This is a genomic window from Mesorhizobium sp. M0678, assembly GCF_040320505.1.
Classification (GTDB): domain Bacteria; phylum Pseudomonadota; class Alphaproteobacteria; order Rhizobiales; family Rhizobiaceae; genus Mesorhizobium.
In genome coordinates this window covers 14,471-33,852 of the sequence record NZ_JAMYPT010000006.1, presented here as the reverse complement: position 1 = coordinate 33,852, position 19,382 = coordinate 14,471, and the positions used below count along the sequence as shown (strand labels likewise).

Annotated in this window: 16 protein-coding genes; 7 read left to right on the top strand and 9 right to left on the bottom strand. The window is 64.2% G+C overall.

All coding sequences use genetic code 11. The features are described from left to right. Positions 1-33: 33 nt before the first annotated feature. On the bottom strand, positions 34-1,197 hold the full coding sequence (locus NKI29_RS13045) for an ABC transporter substrate-binding protein (RefSeq protein WP_023678186.1): 1,164 nt from the start codon (positions 1,195-1,197) through the stop codon (positions 34-36). Further along, positions 1,178-2,308 (bottom strand): ABC transporter ATP-binding protein, encoded by a 1,131-nt coding sequence (locus tag NKI29_RS13040; protein ID WP_023678187.1) that lies wholly within the window; start codon positions 2,306-2,308, stop codon positions 1,178-1,180. Before NKI29_RS13040 ends, NKI29_RS13045 begins: the two co-directional genes overlap by 20 nt. Before the next feature lie 114 nt (positions 2,309-2,422). Here NKI29_RS13040 and NKI29_RS13035 point away from each other — a divergent pair, with 114 nt between their 5' ends. Next, positions 2,423-3,235, top strand: a complete 813-nt coding sequence (locus tag NKI29_RS13035; RefSeq protein ID WP_023678188.1) for a helix-turn-helix domain-containing protein — start codon at positions 2,423-2,425, stop codon at positions 3,233-3,235. An 8-nt stretch (positions 3,236-3,243) separates the two neighbouring features. Here NKI29_RS13035 and NKI29_RS13030 read toward each other — a convergent pair whose 3' ends face one another. From NKI29_RS13030 to NKI29_RS13010, 5 genes are all read right to left on the bottom strand, one after another. Next, positions 3,244-5,313, bottom strand: coding sequence for a 3-hydroxyacyl-CoA dehydrogenase NAD-binding domain-containing protein (locus NKI29_RS13030; protein ID WP_352569466.1), 2,070 nt, complete (start codon positions 5,311-5,313; stop codon positions 3,244-3,246). Between the two features lie 121 nt (positions 5,314-5,434). Continuing rightward, complete coding sequence (locus tag NKI29_RS13025; RefSeq protein WP_023678189.1) at positions 5,435-6,382, bottom strand: ABC transporter permease; 948 nt, start codon at positions 6,380-6,382, stop codon at positions 5,435-5,437. Positions 6,383-6,384: 2 nt separating this feature from the next. Then, positions 6,385-7,359: an ABC transporter permease gene (locus NKI29_RS13020; RefSeq protein WP_023678190.1), complete on the bottom strand. Its 975-nt coding sequence runs from the start codon at positions 7,357-7,359 to the stop codon at positions 6,385-6,387. Position 7,360: 1 nt separating this feature from the next. Further along, positions 7,361-8,854, bottom strand: a complete 1,494-nt coding sequence (locus NKI29_RS13015; RefSeq protein ID WP_352574915.1) for a sugar ABC transporter ATP-binding protein — start codon at positions 8,852-8,854, stop codon at positions 7,361-7,363. A 74-nt stretch (positions 8,855-8,928) separates the two neighbouring features. Continuing rightward, positions 8,929-9,942 (bottom strand): ABC transporter substrate-binding protein, encoded by a 1,014-nt coding sequence (locus tag NKI29_RS13010; protein WP_352574532.1) that lies wholly within the window; start codon positions 9,940-9,942, stop codon positions 8,929-8,931. Positions 9,943-10,160: 218 nt separating this feature from the next. Between NKI29_RS13010 and NKI29_RS13005 the strand changes: the two genes are divergently transcribed. The 5 genes from NKI29_RS13005 to NKI29_RS12985 all read left to right on the top strand — a co-directional run bounded on the left by NKI29_RS13005 (position 10,161) and on the right by NKI29_RS12985 (position 16,429). Further along, complete coding sequence (locus tag NKI29_RS13005; RefSeq protein ID WP_352796403.1) at positions 10,161-12,560, top strand: glucan 1,4-alpha-glucosidase; 2,400 nt, start codon at positions 10,161-10,163, stop codon at positions 12,558-12,560. 100 nt (positions 12,561-12,660) lie between these two features. Continuing rightward, the gene (gene gnd, locus NKI29_RS13000) at positions 12,661-13,677 is read left to right on the top strand and encodes a phosphogluconate dehydrogenase (NAD(+)-dependent, decarboxylating) (protein ID WP_023678194.1); all 1,017 of its coding nucleotides are present in this window, start codon (positions 12,661-12,663) and stop codon (positions 13,675-13,677) included. A 22-nt stretch (positions 13,678-13,699) separates the two neighbouring features. Then, positions 13,700-15,076 (top strand): glucose-6-phosphate dehydrogenase, encoded by a 1,377-nt coding sequence (gene zwf / locus NKI29_RS12995; RefSeq protein ID WP_352569459.1) that lies wholly within the window; start codon positions 13,700-13,702, stop codon positions 15,074-15,076. A gap of 19 nt (positions 15,077-15,095) precedes the next feature. After that, complete coding sequence (locus NKI29_RS12990; protein ID WP_352569458.1) at positions 15,096-15,800, top strand: ROK family protein; 705 nt, start codon at positions 15,096-15,098, stop codon at positions 15,798-15,800. Between the two features lie 164 nt (positions 15,801-15,964). Further along, positions 15,965-16,429 (top strand): Ros/MucR family transcriptional regulator, encoded by a 465-nt coding sequence (locus NKI29_RS12985; protein ID WP_352796401.1) that lies wholly within the window; start codon positions 15,965-15,967, stop codon positions 16,427-16,429. 367 nt (positions 16,430-16,796) lie between these two features. On the opposite strand, the gene NKI29_RS12980 is transcribed toward NKI29_RS12985, so the two are convergent. Next, positions 16,797-17,084: a GIY-YIG nuclease family protein gene (locus NKI29_RS12980; RefSeq protein ID WP_352456363.1), complete on the bottom strand. Its 288-nt coding sequence runs from the start codon at positions 17,082-17,084 to the stop codon at positions 16,797-16,799. Positions 17,085-17,415: 331 nt separating this feature from the next. Between NKI29_RS12980 and NKI29_RS12975 the strand changes: the two genes are divergently transcribed. Then, positions 17,416-18,657 (top strand): MFS transporter, encoded by a 1,242-nt coding sequence (locus NKI29_RS12975; RefSeq protein WP_023678198.1) that lies wholly within the window; start codon positions 17,416-17,418, stop codon positions 18,655-18,657. Here the strand turns inward: NKI29_RS12975 and NKI29_RS12970 are convergent, their stop codons facing one another. Beyond that, positions 18,658-19,374 (bottom strand): glutamine amidotransferase, encoded by a 717-nt coding sequence (locus NKI29_RS12970; protein ID WP_023678199.1) that lies wholly within the window; start codon positions 19,372-19,374, stop codon positions 18,658-18,660. Positions 19,375-19,382: the final 8 nt, after the last annotated feature.

Here is a 19,382-nt window from a genome sequence, read left to right as displayed (position 1 = left end):
AGTTGCCTGCATCGAGCCTGTGGCCTGCCCGGTTCAAGCCGACTTGAAGCGTGCCATCAATTCGGCCCGGCCCGGATCGGTTAGCGTTGCAGCCGCACCGAATTCGAGCGGCTTCAGCAGATCCGCCGCCGGATAGAGGATCGGATTGTCCAGCACCTCCTTGGGCAGCAGCGCATTGACCCGCGCATCGGTGGAAGGCGCACCGTTGGCCAGGTGCTCCTTGACCGCGACTTTCGGGTTCATCAAATAGTTGAGCAAGGCATAGCCGGCAGGCTTGTTCGGCGCATCCTTGGGTATTGCGTAGAAGTCGGTCCAGATCTCGCCGCCTTCCTTGCCAAGCACGTAGGCGATTTCGGGGATGTCGCGGTGGAGCTGCGCCCCGTCATTGGTCCAGCACATCGTCATCCAGGCGTCGCCGGCACGCATCGACGGCTGGTAGTCGCTGGAGACCGCGAACAGATGCGGCTTGACCTTCAGCAGCAATTCCTCCGCCTTGGCGAGTTCGTCCGGCTTCAGCGAGTTGAACGAGAAGCCGAAATATTTCAGCGCGTTGCCGATCGTGGTCAGTTGGTAATCATGAACCATGGTCCGGCCGTCACCCTCCGCCATGGCCGTGTCCCAGAATTCCTTCCAGCTCGTCATCGGCTTGGTCAGTTTCTTGGTGTTGACGGCAAATCCGGTGGTGCCCCAATTCTTCGGCACAGCGTAGGTCACCCCGTCGATGGTGCCTTCCCCAGTGAAGCGCGGGTCTTCTTGCGAGCCGTCATAATTGGCAAGCTTGGCCATATCCAGCGCTTCGATGATGCCAAGCTTCTTGTAAGTCGAGATCGTGTAGTTGGTCGGAACGAAAAGGCTCCAGCCCGAGGCGCCGGCCTGCAGCTTGGCCAGCATCTCCTCGTTTGACCCGAACACGTTCACCTCGACGGCAACGCCGGTTTCGGCCTTGAAATTCTCGAACGTCGCCGGGTCGTGATAATTGGGCCAGGTGGCAATCGACATGCGGTCGCCAAGCCCCTCCTGGGCGAAGGCCGGCGACGGCATGATGCCGAGTTCGCGGGCCATTACTGCCGTTGCGATGCCTAGGCCGGTGAGGCCAAGGAACTCGCGGCGGCCGATGGAACCGCGCTTGAGGCGCATCAACTGGTCGATGAATTTTTCAGGGCTTATCGGCAGTCCGTCACGATACGATTTCGACATTTTTGTTTTCCCTCTGGTTGGTCCCGTTATTCTCCGGAAACGCCAGCGGCGTTCCGGCTGTAAAGCCGACGGCGACGGGTTCACCCGGCTTGAAGAGATTTCCACCGCCAACCAGATGGTCGGCCTTGGCGAGCAGTGTCCCGATGCCTTGGACCTCGATTGCATATTCCGCGGTGGAACCGAGAAAGATCCGGTTGCGGACAAGCCCGTTCAGCCGGCCGCTTCCGGGCGCGCCGAGACTTAAGGATTCAGGACGCAGGCTGACCGAGACGGCTTCGCCCTGGGCTAGCGAAGTGCGCTTGCGCGCGGCGATGACGGTGCCGTCGGCAAGCGCTACCTCGACGAGCTTGCCCGAGAGCCCGACGACCTTGCCGCTCAAGAGATTGGTCTTGCCGACGAAATCGGCGACGAAGAGGTCGGCGGGTTCGTCGTAGATTTCGCTCGGCTGCCCAAGCTGGACGATGCGCCCGCCATTCATGACGCAGACGAAATCGCTCATCGACAGTGCCTCTTCCTGATCGTGGGTGACCAGGACGAAGGTGATGCCGATCTCGCGCTGCAGGTTCTGCAGCTCTATCTGCATGTCGGTGCGCAGCTTCTTGTCGAGCGCCGCCAGGGGCTCGTCGAGCAGCAGCACCGCCGGCTTGTTGACCAGCGCCCGCGCCAGGGCGACACGCTGCTGCTGGCCGCCGGAAAGCTCATGGATCTTGCGGCGTCCATAGCCGGCGAGCCGAACCATGGCGAGCGCCTCGCCTGCCTTCAGGCTGATCTCCCGCGACGACAGGCGCGGCCGCGCCTGGCGTAGGCCATAGGCGACGTTGTCCGCCACATCCAGATGCGGAAACAACGCATATTGCTGGAACACCATGTTGACCGGCCGCCGATAGGGCGGCGTGCCGGCCATGTCGCGGCCACGGATGAATACCACACCTTCGCTTGGCTGTTCGAAACCGCCGATCATGCGCAAACAGGTTGTCTTGCCGCAGCCGGACGGCCCGAGCAACGCGACAAAGGCAGACGGCGGGATGGCAAGATCGATGCCGCTGACCGCGATCACGCTGCCGTAGCGTTTGGTGACCCCGCGAAACTCGATGTCGGGCACTGCGGTCAAAGCTGCGGGCTCCAGCGGCTAGTTGGTCTCGAAACGCTATCAGAGCCAATGGCGGCTAGTATATACCTCCCAGGTGGTATATTTCGTCTATTTTCTCGTCTGGAGGGGTATGAATTGGGCGTTTCACGCAGCGATGAATACAGCCGGCTCGCTGCGCTCATCGCAGCGACGCGGGAGACGAGCGGCGAGCTTTTCGGCAAGGCGATGGTCGCCTGGCTCCGCCAGCATGTCAGTTTCGATCATTGCGTGATCTTCGGCTATCGCGGCGCCTCACGCCCGCCGCTGCTGTTCGAGACATTCTCGCCGGCCGAAAGCCACGTCTTCGTCGCGCTCTATCAGGAAGGGCCTTATCTGCTCGATCCGTTCCACCATGCGGCAGTCGAGCGCAAGGAAGGCTTTTGGCGCATGCGCGAATTGGCGCCGGATCGCTTCTATGCCAGCGAATATTACCGCTCCTATTACAGCCAGACCAGGCTTGCGGAGGAGGTCGGCTTTTTCGTGCCGCTGCCGGGAAAGGACGCGCTGGTGGTCTCGCTAATGCGATTGCGCGCTTCGGGGCCGTTCGGAACCGCCGATGCCAGGTTGCTGCGCGACATGGCGCCTGCGGTGATCAGCCTCGTCAGGCTGCGCTGGCCTACCCTTCCGGCTGACGGACCGGTTGGGACGAAGCAAGACGAGGCGATTGCTCCGGTCAGTGACTTCGAACGTGCTCACATCTGGAAGAGCCTTTCACTCACGCCGCGCGAACAGCATGTCGTCGATCTGGTGCTTCAGGGCCATTCCACGGAATCGATTGCCAGGGCGATGCGCATCGTGCCGGGAACCGTAAAAGTTCATCGCCGCAACATTTACCGCAAGCTCAAGATAAAGTCGCAGGCGGGTCTGTTCGCGCGTTTTGTCGAGATCATGGACGCACGGATTCGGTAGTCCCAAGTTCAGCCGGCAGCGCCGTCCCAGGAACCGGTTTCGGCCATCTGCCTGAGCCGGGGTGCCACTCGAAAGACATCCTTGCCGGTCTGCTGGTGCCAGTGATCCAGCCGCCGGATGATCTTGTCCACGCCTTCGAGGCTCGCCCAGAACATCGGCCCGCCCTTGCCGACCGGGAAGCCGTAGCCGTTGACCCAGACGACGTCGATATCGGAGGCGCGGGCGGCAATCTTTTCCTTGAGGATTTTGGCGCCCTCGTTGATCATCGGATAGAGCGTCCGCTCGATGATCTCCTCGGCGCCGATCGCGCGCGGTGCAATATCGCGCTCGGCAGCCTTGTTGCGGATCAGCGCCTCGACATCGGGATCGGGCAGCGGCGTGCGCGAACCGCCTTCGTAGCGATAGAAGCCGCTGCCGGTCTTCTGGCCGAAATGTCCCTGTTCGCACAACGCATCGGCGATCACGGCCGTCTGGCCACGCGCCTTGCGGTTGCGCCAGCCTATGTCGAGGCCGGCGAGATCGCTCATCTCGAACGGCCCCATCGGCCAGCCGAAATCGGTGAACACCTGGTCGACCTGGCGCGGCATTGCGCCTTCCAGCAGAAGCGTCTCCAGTTCCGCACCGCGCGCCGCCAGCATGCGGTTGCCGACGAAGCCGTGGCAGACGCCGACAACGACCGGCACCTTGCCGATCCGCCGTGCCAGATCGACGATGGTCGCCAGCACGTCGGGCGAAGTCTTGTCGGCGCGGACGATTTCCAAAAGCTTCATGACGTTAGCCGGCGAAAAGAAATGCATGCCGAGGAGATCTTGCGGCCGCGACGTCGAACCGGCGATTTCGTTGACGTCGAGATAGGAGGTGTTGGTGGCGAGGATCGCGCCCGGTTTGGCCACGGCATCGAGCCTGCCGAAGACATCCTTCTTGACCGCCATCTCCTCGAACACGGCCTCGACGATCAGGTCGCAATCGGCAAGATCGGCATAGTCGGTGGAACCCTTGAACAACCCAAGCCGTTGGCGCTTGGCGTCTTCGCTCAGCGAGCCGCGGATGACGGAAACGGCATAATTCTTGTTGATCGTCGCCAGCCCGCGCTGCAAGGCCTCGTGTGTCGCTTCCAGCAAGGTCACGGGGACGCCGCCGTTGGCGAACGCCATGGCGATGCCGCCGCCCATCGTGCCGGCGCCGATGACGCCGACCCGGGCGATCTTGCGCCTGACGACGTCCTTGCCGGCAATCTTTGCCGCCTCACGTTCAGCGAAGAACAAATGCCGCTGCGCGCGTGATTGGTCCCCGGCGACAAGCTTGACGAACAGGTCGCGCTCCGCCGCCAGCGCTTCGTCGAAGGGCAGCGTCAGGGCGTTGCGGATCGACTGCGCACAGGCGATCGGCGCCTCGAGGCCGCGTGCTTTGCCGGCAAGCACTGCCGCTTCCTTGTCGAACGCCGGCAAGTCGGCCTGGTCGAGGCGATCATTGCGGTCGCGCACCGGCGTGAACGGACCGCCTTTCGCGGCCGTTTCGTTGGCGAAATTCACCGCTTGCGCGGTCAGGTCGCCATCGAAGACGGCATCCACCAGGCCGGCGGCGAGCGCCTCGGCCGCACCGATCGGCGTTCCCGAAACGATCATGCTGAGTGCCTTCAGCGGACCAACCAAGCGCGGCAGGCGAACCGTGCCGCCGCCGCCCGGCAGCAGGCCGAGCTTGACTTCCGGCAGGCCGAGCCTTGCCGTTCGGTCGGCAACACGGAAATGGCAGCCGAGCGCCAGTTCCAGGCCGCCGCCGAGCGCAGTGCCGTGAATGGCCGCGACCGTCGGCTTGGCGATGGTTTCCAGCATGGCGACTAGGGCGCCCAGGTCCGGTTGCCGCGCCGGCTTGCCGAATTCGGTGATGTCGGCGCCGGCGACGAAGGTCCGCCCGGCACATGCTATCACGATTGCTCGGACCGACGGCTCGTCGCGCAGGGAAACGAGCGCCTGCATCAGCGGCTCGCGCACATGGAAGCTCAGCGCGTTGACCGGCGGATTGTCGATGCTCACCACCGCGACGTTGCCGTGCCTTGTAGTGCTGACGAAATCGGACACGCAAACCTCACGCAATGATGTTGGCCAATAGCGCGACGGGATTTACAGCGCTGGCATGCGGATGGGAACCACGTGTTTTGCGGGCCGGATCGATATCCCCTCGCCGCCGGGTGGCCTTGCCTTAGCGCAGCGCCTTCTGCCCACCGGCGGCGGTGATGACGCCGACGATGATCAGCCCTGTCAGCACCAGGCGGACGCCGACGCTGACGCCGAATGTGTTGAGCATGGTCAACAGCAGCACCAGGAACAGCGCCGCGCCCCAGACCCCCGGCACATTGGCCTTGCCGCCCGCCACCGACGTGCCGCCGATGACGACGACCGCGATTGAGGCCAGCAGATATTCATTGCCGATATCGACATTGGCGCCGCGGAAATAGCCGGCGAGCAGTGCGCCGTCGAGGCCGCCGAGCGCGCCCGACAGCGTGTAGGTGAGGAAGCGGGTGCGGCCGACATTGACGCCGGCCAGCCAGGCAGCGCGGATGTTCTGGCCGATCGCCAGCACCGAGCGGCCGTAGATCATGCGCTGCAAAACGATGCCGGCGCCGATGGTGAACAGCACGGTGAGGATCGCCAGCACCGGGATGCCGAAGACCTGCCAGTTGGTGAAATCGGCAAAGCCCGGCGGCGGCTTGATCTGCAGGCCCCGCCCATAGCTGATATCGACCGACTGGATGACGAAGCTGGCCGACAGCGTCGCGATGATCGGCGGAATGCGCAGCGCCCAGATCAGCAGATAGTTGACGGCGCCGATCGCCATGCCGCAGGCAAGCGCTGCCAGCAGGCCGACCGCGATCATCGCATCATTGCCGTCCATGACCTTCATGGCGACGGCGCTGGCAAGGCCGATATTGGCCGGCAGCGACAGGTCGACATTGCCCGGCCCGAGCGTGATGACGAACATCTGCCCGACGCCGACGATGACCGTGAAGACGGCGAGCGACAGCGCCGCCGTGATCATGCCGCCGCCGCCGTAGCCGCCGGTGAAGGCGATGGTCGCCAGCCACACCAGCAGCGCCCCGAAGAACGACCAGATCCAGGGTCTGGCAAGCAGTGTCCGCAGCGATGCCATGCTCACCTCTCCCTGCGGCTGATCAGCACCCGCGCCGCCAGCACGATGATCAGGATGGCGCCATTGGCGGCGACCTGCCAGTCGGGCGGAATGTGCATGAACGTCAAGAGGGGCGATGCCGCCAGCGCCAGCGTCAGCGCGCCGATGACGGCGCCGATCGGCGACACCCGGCCGCCGACGAACTCACCGCCGCCGAGGATGACGCCGGCGATCGAAAGCAGCGTATAGCCATTGCCGATATTGGCATCGGCCGAGGTGGTGATGCCGATCAGCGCCATGCCGGACAAAACGCCGAACAGGCCGGTCAGCGCAAACAGCGCGATCTTGGTGCGCAGCAGCGACCAGCCGGCGCGCTTGAGTGCGGCTGAATTGCCGCCCGATCCACGCAGGATGACGCCGTAGGAGGTGCGCATCAGGCCAAAGTGGACGACGGCTGCGATCAGCAATGCCGCGATGATCGGGAACGGAATGAAGGGTGGCTTGAAGGCCATCAGCGCCAGCAGCCAGTCCGGCGCCTTGCCGCCGGGCTTGGGCAGGATGAGGATGGCCATGCCCTGCCAGACAAAACTCATGCCGAGCGTCACCACGATAGAGGGCAGGTTGCGCAGATGGATCAGCGCGCCGAGCAGCGCGTAGACGCCGATCGACCCGAGCAGGATCACGACGCCGAGCAGCGGCGCGTCCTTCAGCCATGTCGCCGTCACGCAGCCGACGAAGCCGACAAAGGTGCCAATCGACAGATCGAGCTCGTTGCCGGCGATGACGAACATCTGCGCGATCGTCGCCAGAGCGATCGGGATCGCCAGATTGAGCATCAGGCTGAAACCGAAATAGCTGATGGCGCGCGGGTTGAGCCAGGCGATGGCGATGAGCACCAGCGCCAGCGACAGTGCCGGCAGCAGGCTGCGCAGCATGCGCGCCCGCCTGGTGGCGCGAGCCGAAGATTTTAGCCCATTCTCGACGGATACCGCTGTCATCTCAGGCCGCATCGCCGAACGACGACTGGATGATCTTTTCCTCCGTCAGTTCGTCGCGACGAAGGTTGGCGACGATCCGGCCGTTCTTGAACACATAGATGTGGTCGCAATTGTCGAGCTCTTCGGTTTCGGTGGTGTACCAGAGGAAAGTGCGGCCATGGCGAGCCTCCTCGCGCACCAGGTCGTAGACTTCGAGCTTGGTGCCGATGTCGACGCCGCGCATCGGATCGTCCATCAGCACGATCTTGGCGTCGGAGCCGAGCGCCCGCGCGAACAGCGCCTTCTGCTGGTTGCCGCCGGACAGCGAGAAGATGTTGTTGTTCATGTCGGGCGTACGGATGCCGATTTTCCGCTGCCACAACTCGGCGAGCTCGGCTTCGCGCTGCGGCGAGATCAAGAGGCCGTTGCGCAATCGCGCCAGCGAACGGATGCCAATGTTCTCGGCAATCGACCATTGCGGAAAAATCCCGTCCGACTGGCGGTCGCCGGCAACCAGCGCCACCGGCGCGGTGACCTCGATGCCGGTCTTGGCACGGGAAGCCGCGGCAAAGATCGCCAGCAAAAGGTCCGTCTGCCCATGCCCGGCAAGCCCGGCAAGGCCGATGATTTCACCGGCACGGGCGACAAGCTCGTTGCCGTCCTGCTGTCGCGCCGGACGCGCCCGGACCCGCAGCGGGCCGGGCTCCGGCTTGCCGCTCGCAATCTCTGCGGCGGTCTTCTCGCGCGCCTCCGCTCCGCCCATCGCCGTCACCAGCCTGTCGCGGTCGAAGGCGTCGGCCTGCCCGGCGGCGACCACCTTGCCGTCGCGCATCACCACGATGCGGTCGGCATTTCCGAGCACTTCGCCCAACACATGCGAGATCAGGATGCAGCTCTTGCCGGCGGCGATGAAGCGGCGCACGAACGCCAGCAGCTGGCCGGCGGTATGCGCGTCGAGCGAGGATGTCGGCTCGTCGAGGATAACCAGCTCGAGCGGCTCCTGCGTGACCGTGAAGGCGCGCGCCACCTCCACCATCTGCCGGCTGGTGATGGAAAGATCACCGACGATGTCGGATGCCGAGATGCTGTGGCCGGGGAAGATCTCGTCGAGCTTGGCGGCGATCAGATCGGCCGCCTTGCGCCGCCAGCCGAAGCCATGCAGCGACGCGTGGTTGATCCGCGTGTTCTCGGCGACGCTGAGGTTCGGGCAGAGCGACAGCTCCTGGAACACACAGCGTATGCCGAGCTGCTGCGCGCGCGGCACCGAATAACTTGCCTCGACACCGCCGCGGACTGCGATCTGCCCGCTGTCGGGGGCAAGCGTGCCCGCCACCATATGCATGAGCGTCGATTTTCCGGCGCCGTTATGGCCGACGAGACCGACGCATTCTCCGGCACAAACGCTGAAATCGACACCGGCGAGCGCCCTGACGGCGCCGAAATGTTTTTCGGCTCCGTCCAGTCTTATGATGTCCAAACTGACGGCGCCGAAAAGCTTTTCGGCGCCGTCCGGCATGATGATGTCTGCATTGGCCTCGGGCATCCCTCAACGATACCCGTTTATCCGTGGCGGCAACAATAGTGCCATGCTCACTTGATGTTGGCCTTGATCGCCGCGATGGCGTCTTCCTGCGTGTATTCGTGGCTGGCGACGCCGCCCTTCGGAATCTTCGGCAGCGCGGCCTCGAAATCGTCCTGGGTGAAGGCAAGATAGGGCACCAGCAGGTCGTGCGGCACGTCGGTGCGGCCGTCGAGCACCTGCTGCGCCACCCAGAAGGCAAGCGTCGATACGCCCGGTGCGATCGATGCCGACCAGGTCTGGTAACCGTCCTTTTCCTTCTGCTCCTTCCACCACTGCAACTCGTCCTGGCGATTGCCCATGATGATGGTCGGGCGTGGCTTGCCGGCGGCGGCGAAAGCCTGCGCCGCGCCGTAGCCGTCACCGCCCTGGTCGACGACCCCGACAACATCCGGCAGCGAAGGCAGGATCGTCGCTACGGCTTTCTGTGCCGTGGTCTGGTCCCAGTCGCCGGTCACCGAGCCGACGATCTTGAACTCGGGATGGGCAGCGACGCCTTCGAGGATGCCGGCATGGATGGCATCGTCGATCGAGGTGCCGGCGAGGCCGCGGATTTCCAGCAGGTTGCCGCCCTTGGGCTGGAACTTGGCCATCTGCTCGACTTCCTGCTTGCCCATGTCCTTGAAGTCGACAACGACGCGGTAGGCGCAGGGTTCGGTGACGATGCCGTCGAAGGAGACGACGACGATGCCGGCGTCGCAGGCCTGCTTGATGGCGCCGTTGAGCGCATCCGGAGACGCCGCGTTGATGACGATCGCGTCATAGCCCTGCAGGATCAGGTTCTGCACCTGGGCTGCTTGCGTCGGCACTTCCTTGTCGGCCGTCGTGAAGACGTCCGCGGCGCCGACCACCTTGTCGGCAACCGCCTTCTTGGTAACGATGGCGTAGCTGTCCAGCATCGCCTGCCGCCAGGAATTGCCGGCGTAATTGTTGGAGAAGGCGATTTTCTTGCCGCTGGTGTCGGCAAGCGCTGTACCTGCGGCGAGCATCGCCGCAAGAGCCCCCAAAACGAATATTTTCCTCATGTCATACTCCTCCCGTGAGTTGCTGTCTTACTGGTGGTTAATGGCTGGCTGGTGGGTATTGGCTGATACGCTCACAATCTTGTTTTTTATCTATTATCAGACAAATGCAGATAGGCGGCAAGCTGTCAACAGCAATCCATGGCCGGCGATCAACTTGCGGTGCAATCATTGAAACCGGTTCGACTCCTGGTCTAGGGATGGCACTGGAGACCGATTGAATGGCGACGAACCTTGCTCCGGGTGCACCCGGCATTCCGGCGCGCTGGACCTCGAGCGCCAAGAGCGGCGTCGGCACCGCGCTCTCGCCGGCCTGCCCGATCTGGTTCACCATCAGCCACGGTATCCTCAACGAGATCTACTACCCGCGCCTCGACAGCGCCTGCACCCGCGATCTGGGGCTGATCGTCACCGGACCCGACGGCTATTTCTCGGAAGAAAAACGCGACGCCGAACACAGTATCGAACCCCTGGCGGACGGGGTGCCTGCCTACCGGCTGGTCAACACCGCAAGCGATGGAACCTACAGGATCGAAAAGCGCATCCTGACGGATCCGGAACGTCCCGTCTTGCTGCAGGAGATTATGTTCACGCCGCTCAAAGGCGCGGCCGCCGACTACCGCGTCTACGCGCTGCTGGCACCGCACCTCGTCAACGCCGGCATGGGCAACACCGCCTGGATCGACGACCATGAAGGACAGCCTGTCCTGTTTGCATCGGGACGCGGCACCTGCCTGGCGCTCGCCTCGTCGCTGCCGTGGAAGGCGTGCTCGGCCGGTTATGTCGGCGTCTCCGACGGCTGGCAGCAGCTTCGTCAAGGCGGCCGGCTCGATCCGGCCTGCCGCAGGGCCGAGGACGGCAATGTCGCGCTGACCGGCGAGATCGCCTTTTCGGCTGCGAACCCAAAAATATTGCTGGCACTGGGCTTCGGCGCGACGCCGCAACAGGCGGCGGAAACTGCTTTCGCCAGCCTGAGGCAAGGTTTTGAGCCCGCGGCCAGATCCTACATCGAAAAATGGCGCAAATGGCAGGCCGGCCTGCTGCCGCTGGACCGGCACGCGGCGTCCGGCCTCAATCCCTACCGCCTCAGCACGGCGGTGCTGGCGACACATCGGTCGTCTGCCGGAGCAGCCGTCGCCAGCCTGTCGATCCCGTGGGGCTTCAACAAGGGCGACGACGACCTCGGCGGCTATCACCTGGTCTGGCCGCGCGATCTGGTCGAAACCGCCGGCGGCTTCCTCGCCGCCGGCGACCCGGCGGAAGCCTTGCGCATCCTTGGCTATCTGCGCGCGATCCAGGAGCCGGACGGCCGTTGGCCGCAGAACGCCTGGCTCGACGGATCGGCCTATTGGCCGGGCATCCAGATGGACGAATGCGCCTTCCCGCTGCTGCTTGCCGACGCACTGCGCCGCGCCGGCCATTTGCCGCCCGCCGCACTCTCCTCCTTCATGCCGATGATCGAGCGCGCTGCCGCCTATGTCGTGCGCAACGGTCCGGTCACCGGCGAGGACCGCTGGGAAGAGGACGCCGGCTACAGCCCGTTCACGCTTGCCGTCGAGATCGCCGCATTGCTAGCGGCTGCGGACATCTTCGATGCCGCCGGCAAAACAGAGCCGGCAAACTATCTGCGCGAAACCGCCGATGTCTGGAACGATCAGATCGAACGCTGGACCTACGTCGCCGGCACCGCCGCATGCGAGCAATCCAGCGTCGAAGGCTACTATGTCCGCATTGCGCCGCCCGACAAAGCCGGCGCGGCATCGCCGAAAGACGGCTACGTCCCGATCAAGAACCGCCCGCCGGCGGATACGGACCGGCCGGCCAAGGCGATCGTCAGCCCCGATGCGCTGGCGCTGGTCCGCTTCGGCCTCAGGGCAGCCGACGATCCGCGCATCCTCGACACGGTCAAGGTCATCGACGCGCAATTGCGCTGCGAACTGCCGCAGGGCCCGCTCTGGTACCGCTACAATGGCGATGGCTATGGCGAGCATGCCGACGGCGCGCCCTTCGATGGAACCGGCCGGGGCCGGCCCTGGCCGCTGCTGGTCGGCGAGCGCGCTCATTACGAGCTGGCGGCAGGCCGTAGGGATAGTGCGGCAAGCCTGCTCAGGACGTTCGAGAACTCTGCCGGACCGGGCGGCCTGCTACCGGAGCAGGTCTGGGACGGTCCCGACATGCCGGAGCGCGAATTGCGGCATGGCGGGCCCTCCGGCAGCGCCAAGCCGCTGGTCTGGGCGCATTCCGAGCACATCAAGCTGCTGCGGTCGCTGCGCGACGGCACGGTGTTCGACATGCCGCCGCAAGGCGTCAAGCGCTATATCGAGGGCAGGACGGTGTCGCGCTTCAGGGCATGGCGCTTCAACCACAAGATCCGTACCATCCCGGCAGGCAAGGCGCTGCGCATCGAACTTCTGGCCCGGGCGGTGGTTCATTGGAGCAGCGACAATTGGGCAACCGTCCATGACACCGAGACCACCGCGAATGCTTTCGGCATCCATCTTGCGGAATTGCAGGTTGCCGAGATTGCTCCGGGCAATAGCATTGTCTTCACTTTCTTCTGGCCCGATAGCGACCATTGGGAGAATGCTGACTTTTCTGTCGGCATCGGCGATACCGGATAGAGCATGATCCCGCAAAGTGGAGACCGGTTTTCGGAAAAGATCATGCTTCAATCACAGCGCCACTAGATCATCGATCCCTCAAGTAAGGCAGGACGAGACCATGCAGATAGGAATGATGGGACTGGGCCGGATGGGCGCCAACATGGTTCGGCGCCTGCTGCGTGATGGCCACGAATGCGTCGTCTACGATATTAACCCGGCGAGCGTCGCCGCGCTTGTGAGCGCCGGCGCGGTCGGAGCCGCCTCGATGGAGGAGTTCGTCGGCAAGCTGGCGAAGCCGCGCAGCGCCTGGCTGATGCTGCCGGCGGCGATCACCGGCAAGATCGTCGACCAGGTGGCTGCCCTGATGGAGCCGGGCGACATCATCATAGACGGCGGCAATTCCTATTATCACGAGGCCGTCGACCACGCCGCGCGCCTCGCCTTGAAAGGCTTGAGCTATGTCGATGTCGGCACCAGCGGCGGCGTCTGGGGCCTCGAGCGCGGCTACTGCCTGATGATCGGCGGCCCCGACAGCGCGGTCCAGCATCTCGATCCGGTCTTCGCAACGCTGGCGCCGGGCGCCGACGCCGCTTCGCCCGCCCCTGCCAAGGATGCCGGAACCGCTCCCTTCGGCTATCTCCACTGCGGACCAAGCGGCGCCGGCCATTTCGTCAAGATGGTCCATAACGGCATCGAATATGGCGTCATGGCCGCCTATGCCGAAGGCATGAACATCCTGAAGTCGGCGAATGCCGGCAAACGGCAGCGCACCGCCGACGCCGAAACCAGCCCGCTGGAAAACCCGCAATATTACCAGTTCGACATCGACATCGCTGAAGTGGCCGAGGTCTGGCGGCACGGCAGCGTCATCGGCTCGTGGCTGCTCGACCTGACGGCCGGCGTACTGAAGGCCGATTCGTCGTTGACGCAGTTCGGCGGGCGGGTCTCGGATTCCGGCGAAGGCCGCTGGACGCTGAAGGCGGCGATCGACACCGGCGTGCCGGCGCCGGTGCTGTCCTCGGCGCTGTTCGACAGGTTCTCCTCGCAAGGCGAATCCGAATTCGCCGACAAGCTTCTGTCCGCCATGCGCTATGCCTTTGGCGGCCATGTCGAAAAACCCAAAGCCGGCTCGTGACGGGCGACAGGGAGGCACGCCCATGAGCCAGGAACGATCGGACACGCTGGTGCTTTTCGGCGCCACCGGCGATCTCGCCCACAAGAAGATCTTCCCCGCCCTTTACGCCATGGTGGCCAAAGGGACGCTGAACGAGCCGGTGATCGGCGTCGCCTTCGATCCCTGGGACCTCGCCAAGCTGCAGGCGCGCGCCCGCGACGGCATCGTCAACGCCTTGGGCAGCATCGACGACAAGATCTTTGCCAGGCTTGCATCGCTGCTGCGCTATGTCAGCGGCGACTATCGGGCGCCTGCGACCTTCGAGAAGCTGAAGACCGCGCTCGGCAGCGCTGAGCGGCCGCTGCACTATCTGGCGGTGCCGCCGGCGATGTTCGAGGTGGTCGTCCAGGGGCTGGAGCAGTCGGGCGCCGCCCAGGGCGCGCGCCTGATGGTGGAAAAGCCGTTCGGCCACGATCTGCAATCGGCGCGCTGGCTGAACCGGGTGCTGCATCTGGTCTTCGACGAGAAGTCGATCTTCCGCATCGACCATTATCTCGGCAAGGAGGCGATCCAGAACCTGCTCTATTTCCGCTTCGCCAATTCCTTCCTCGAGCCGATCTGGAACCGCAATTACGTCGAGAGCGTGCAGATCACCATGGCCGAGGATTTCGGCGTCGAGGGCCGCGGCCGCTTCTATGACGAGGTCGGCTGCATTCGCGACGTCATCGAAAACCATCTGCTCAACATCCTCTTGCTGCTCGCCATGGAACCGCCGGTCGGCCGCTCGGCCGACGATCTCATCGACGAGAAGGTGCAGGTCCTGCGGGCGATCCGGACGCTGACCAGGGACGATGTGGTGCGCGGCCAGTTCGACGGCTATCTCAAGGAGCCGGGCGTGGCGCCGAACTCGCCGGTCGAGACCTTCGCGGCGGTGCGCTTTTTCGTCGATACCTGGCGCTGGCAGGATGTGCCGTTCTTCATTCGCGCCGGCAAATCCCTGCCGGTGCACGCCACCGAGGTCATCGTGCGGCTGAAGCGGCCGCCGCTCGACGTCTTCGATCCGATCAAGCCCGGCGACTGCAATCACGTGCGCTTCCGCATCGATCCTCAGGTGGCGATCTCGATCGGAGCCCGGCGCAAGGCGCCCGGCGATGACATGGTCGGTGAGCAGGTCGAGCTCACCGCGCTGGACGATTCGAAGGGCGACATGCCGCCTTACGAGCGGTTGATCGGCGACGCCATGAACGGCAACGGCCAGCTGTTCACCCGCCAGGACGCCAGCGAGCTCGCCTGGCGCATCGTCGGCCCGGTGCTCGGCGACACCACGCCGCCCCTTGTCTACGCGCCAAAGACCTGGGGGCCGGCCGAAGCCATGGCTGGATTCGGGCCGCAGAACGGCTGGATCAATCCAGCGAAATGATTTCTGGGAGGCGAAAGCGATGGCCAAGGCGATGAAGCAACCGGCATCGGAGGAAGAAAAGATCGTGCTTGCGATCGATATCGGCGGCTCGCATGTCAAGATCCGCACCAGCGCCGGCGGCGACGAGCGCAAGACCGCTTCCGGACCGGAGCTTACGCCGCAGCAGATGGTCGCGGCGGTGAAGACGCTCGCCGAAGGGCTGCACTACGATGTCGTCTCGATGGGCTATCCGGGCCCGGTGCATCACAACCGGCCGCTGACCGAACCCGCCAATCTCGGCAAGGGCTGGGTCGGCTGCGATTTCGCCGCCGAGTTCGGCAAACCGGTCAAGGTCGTTAACGATGCGCTCATGCAGGCCATCGGCAGTTATGAGGGCGGCCGCATGCTGTTCCTTGGCCTCGGCACCGGCCTGGGGGCCGCGATGATCGTTGATAACGTTGCCCAGCCGATGGAGCTTGCCCATCTTCCCTACAAGAAGCGCGGCAGTTTCGAAGACTATGTCGGCGAACGCGGCCTGCAAAAGCGCGGCAAGAAGAAATGGCGCAAACACGTCTTCGACGTGGTCGACCGGCTTCGCGCCGCCATGCAGCCGGATTACGTGGTCATCGGCGGCGGCAATGTCGACGAACTCACCGACTTGCCCGCCGATTGCAGACGCGGCGACAACACACGCGCCTTCGAGGGCGGATTTCGACTATGGCGCGACAAATCCCTGATTATTTGATATTGCTGATTGTCTGATATTATCGAGCACCGGCTCAGGGTTGTTAATCCCGCGCTGCCGTTAGTATTATTATTCAAAATAATGTGTGACGTGGTGCGGCGTCATTGCATTGCGCAGATTTGCCGACTAGGAATTTCTGCGACCCCCACGGACGGAGAAATAGATTGACCGACGACAGCAACAACGCTCGCAAAAATATCGACCTGCTCGAGCTGACCGCCCATATCGTGTCCGCCTATGTCGAGAAGAACCGCTTGCCGGCTTCCGGCCTCGGCGACCTCATCGCCAGCGTCAGCGCTGCCATAGGCGAGCTCGGGCAACCGGCAGTGCCGGTCGCCGCGCCGCTGACGCCCGCCGTCAATCCCAAGAAATCGGTGACGCCGGACTACATCATCTGTCTCGAGGACGGCAAGAAGTTCAAATCCTTGAAGCGCCATATCGGCGTTCATTTCGGGCTGACGCCCGACGCCTATCGCGCCAAATGGGGCCTGCCGTCGGACTACCCGATGGTCGCCCCCAACTACGCGGCCTCGCGTTCGCAACTGGCCAAGGCGATCGGCCTCGGCCGCAAAGCCGCCCCGCCCGCGCCCGTCAAGGGCCGGGGCAGGAAGGCCAAGGCGACGGCTTGATACCATTGGATCGAGCGGGATGCACATTGAACGCGTTCTGCTGATCGGTCTGTTGGTGTTCAGCGGAAGCTGCGACGCTCGAAGCTAACGGCATAGCATCCTAGGGTCTGCGCCGCGTCGCTTCGCTCCTTGCTCCGCCCTAGGACGAAGGTAAGGATGGCTGAAGGCTAATCGCTGATGTCGGAGAGTGGCAGCTCGTCCGGTGTATCGGACGACGATTGATGGCGAATTACAAGCTTTCGAGATTGGCCGAACACCCCTCCACTTCGTCATCCCAGGGCGGAGCAAGGAGCGAAGCGACGCGGCGCAGACCCTGGGATCCATGCCGTTACCTCGCGGCAGTGCGCCTGCGGACCAGAACCGTACGCTACCACCCCGTCCCGCGAAAAAGCTCGAACCACTCTGGATTGGTCTTCTCGATCAGCTCGATCTTCCACTGCCGCGGCCAGCGCTTCAGCGACTTCTCGCGCTGAATGGCGTCACGAATGTCGAAATGTTCCTCGTACCAGACCAGGCGCTGCACGCCGTAGCGGCTGGTGAAGCGCGAGCCTTGGCCGGTCTTGTGCTCCGGCATGCGGCGGCCGAGATCGTTGGTGACGCCGATGTAGATCGTGCCGCGCTTCTGGCTCGCGGTCATGTAGACATAGCCGGTCATGGTTGAAGGGTAGCTGACGCCAATGCCGACACAAGTGCCGTTCTGAACCGCTGCATTCTTCGACTGAGGTAACGGCATGGATCCCAGGGTCTGCGCCGCGTCGCTTCGCTCCTTGCTCCGCCCTGGGATGACGAAGCGAGAGGTGTTTCGGCTAGTCTCGAAGGTTTGCAATTTGCCATGCGCTTGTTATCTGCCACGACGAAATTGTTGATCCAGGCCGGATTTTTGCGCGCGCCTCCGGCCGAACTGCGCTAAAGGCTCTTTTGGCCGGACCAGCGCCCATCGTGGAAGTGCCCCGCCGGCCGACATCGCCGCCACGGGGCCTTATTCCATGACCACAGAATCCCAAGTACCATCCGACCAGCGCTATGCCGCCTTTCGCCACCGGCCGTTCCTGAGCTACTGGGCGGCGCGCTTCCTCTCGACATTCTCCACCCAGATCGTGTCGGTCGCCGTCGGCTGGCAGATCTACGATCTCACCCGCGACCCGTTCGACCTCGGCCTTGTCGGCATCGTTCAGTTCCTGCCTTCGCTGCTGCTGGTGCTGGTCACCGGCGACGTTGCCGATCGTTTCGGGCGCCGGCTGATCATGGCGCTGGCGGTGCTGGTCGAGGCGGGCTGCGCCTTGGCCCTGCTGCTGCTGACGCTACGCGGCCTCTCCGGGCCGATGCCGGTCTTCATCGTGCTCGCCATGTTCGGCATCGCGCGCGCCTTCTTCGGGCCGGCCTCCTCATCGCTGTTCGCCAATCTGGTGCCGCCCGAGGATTTCGCCAACGCCATCGCCTGGAACTCGTCCGCCTGGCAGACGGCAACCATCGTCGGGCCGGTCGCCGGCGGCCTGCTCTACGGGCTTTCAGCCGAAGCCGCGTACACCACCGCCGCCGTGCTGATGCTGGTTGCCGCCGTGCTGATCTTCACCATCCCTAAGCCTGCCCAGCGCAGCCGGACCGACAGGCCGACGGTACAGACCCTGTTCGCCGGCTTCGGCTATATCTGGAGCGAAAAGATCGTGCTCGGCGCGATTTCGCTCGATCTGTTTGCGGTGCTCCTGTCCGGCGCCTCGGCGCTGCTGCCGGTCTACGCGCGCGATATCCTCGAACTCGGCCCATGGGGGCTCGGCCTGTTGCGCTCGGCGCCCGGCGTCGGCGCCATCTGCGTCGCCATCTGGCTGGCCGGACACCCGATCCGCAACCATGCCGGCCTTGTCATGCTCGGCTTCGTCGCGCTGTTCGGCGCGTTCACGGTTCTGTTCGGCCTCTCGACCATCACCTGGCTGTCGATTGCGGCCCTTGCGCTGCTCGGCGCCACCGACATGTTCAGCGTCTATATCCGCGAGACGCTGATCCAGCTGTGGACGCCGGACGACGTTCGCGGCCGCGTCAACGCTGTCAACCAGGTGTTTGTCGGCGCTTCCAATGAGCTCGGCGAATTCCGCGCCGGTACCATGGCGGCGTTGATCGGCACGGTTCCGGCCGTGGTGGTCGGGGGTGTCGGGGCGATCGCTGTTGCCGGCCTATGGGCGGTGCTGTTCCCGCAGCTGCGCAAGGTGCGTCATCTCAGGGGGCGAAACTGATTACCGCAGCGCCGGCTTGCCGAAAATCATCGGCAGGAACTCGCCGAGCCAGCGCTTGAGGTGGATGTCCCAGATCAGCCGGCCGCCGAGATGGTCGCGGCCGGGCTGCGCGCCGGGCAGTTCGAAGCGGTGCGCGCCGCGCACCACCCAGCGCTGCATCATCGCCCGGGTCAATTCGCCATGGAACTGAATGCCCCAGGCATTGTCGCCATAGCGGAAGGCCTGGTTGGGATAGGTTTCGGCCGTCGCCAAAAGCGTCGCGTCCTTCGGCAGCGAAAACCCTTCGCGATGGAACTGATAGACCATCTCCGGCCAATGCATCAGCCTGCTGCCCGCTTCGGTCGCCTTCAGCGGATACCAGCCGATTTCGACGAGGCCCTCGCCATGGCCCTCGACCCTGCCGCCAAGATGCTTGACCAGCATTTGCGCGCCGAGGCAGATGCCAAGCAGCGGCCGGTTCTCGTTGAGCGGAATTTTGAGCCAGTCGGTCTCGCGGCGGACGAACTCGTCGCCGTCATTGGCGCTCATCGGCCCGCCGAACACCACGGCGCCGGCATGGCCATCCAGCGTCTGCGGCAAGGCCTCGCCGAGCGGCGGTCGGCGGATGTCGAGGTCGAAGCCTTCCTCGATAAGCATATGGCCGACCCGTCCGGGGCTCGAATGCTCCTGATGCAGCACGATCAGGATCTTTGGTCTCGGACTTGGCTTGGGCGGCATTGGAAGGC

Coding starts and splice junctions, on each gene's coding strand:
- NKI29_RS13020 (WP_023678190.1), bottom strand. CDS start 7,359: ATGACAGCGGTATCCGTCGAGAATGGGCTAAAATCTTCGGCTCGCGCC.
- NKI29_RS13005 (WP_352796403.1), top strand. CDS start 10,161: ATGGCGACGAACCTTGCTCCGGGTGCACCCGGCATTCCGGCGCGCTGG.
- NKI29_RS12975 (WP_023678198.1), top strand. CDS start 17,416: ATGACCACAGAATCCCAAGTACCATCCGACCAGCGCTATGCCGCCTTT.
- gnd (WP_023678194.1), top strand. CDS start 12,661: ATGCAGATAGGAATGATGGGACTGGGCCGGATGGGCGCCAACATGGTT.
- NKI29_RS13010 (WP_352574532.1), bottom strand. CDS start 9,942: ATGAGGAAAATATTCGTTTTGGGGGCTCTTGCGGCGATGCTCGCCGCA.
- NKI29_RS13025 (WP_023678189.1), bottom strand. CDS start 6,382: ATGGCATCGCTGCGGACACTGCTTGCCAGACCCTGGATCTGGTCGTTC.
- NKI29_RS12990 (WP_352569458.1), top strand. CDS start 15,096: ATGGCCAAGGCGATGAAGCAACCGGCATCGGAGGAAGAAAAGATCGTG.
- NKI29_RS12980 (WP_352456363.1), bottom strand. CDS start 17,084: ATGACCGGCTATGTCTACATGACCGCGAGCCAGAAGCGCGGCACGATC.
- zwf (WP_352569459.1), top strand. CDS start 13,700: ATGAGCCAGGAACGATCGGACACGCTGGTGCTTTTCGGCGCCACCGGC.
- NKI29_RS13015 (WP_352574915.1), bottom strand. CDS start 8,854: ATGCCGGACGGCGCCGAAAAGCTTTTCGGCGCCGTCAGTTTGGACATC.
- NKI29_RS12970 (WP_023678199.1), bottom strand. CDS start 19,374: ATGCCGCCCAAGCCAAGTCCGAGACCAAAGATCCTGATCGTGCTGCAT.
- NKI29_RS13045 (WP_023678186.1), bottom strand. CDS start 1,197: ATGTCGAAATCGTATCGTGACGGACTGCCGATAAGCCCTGAAAAATTC.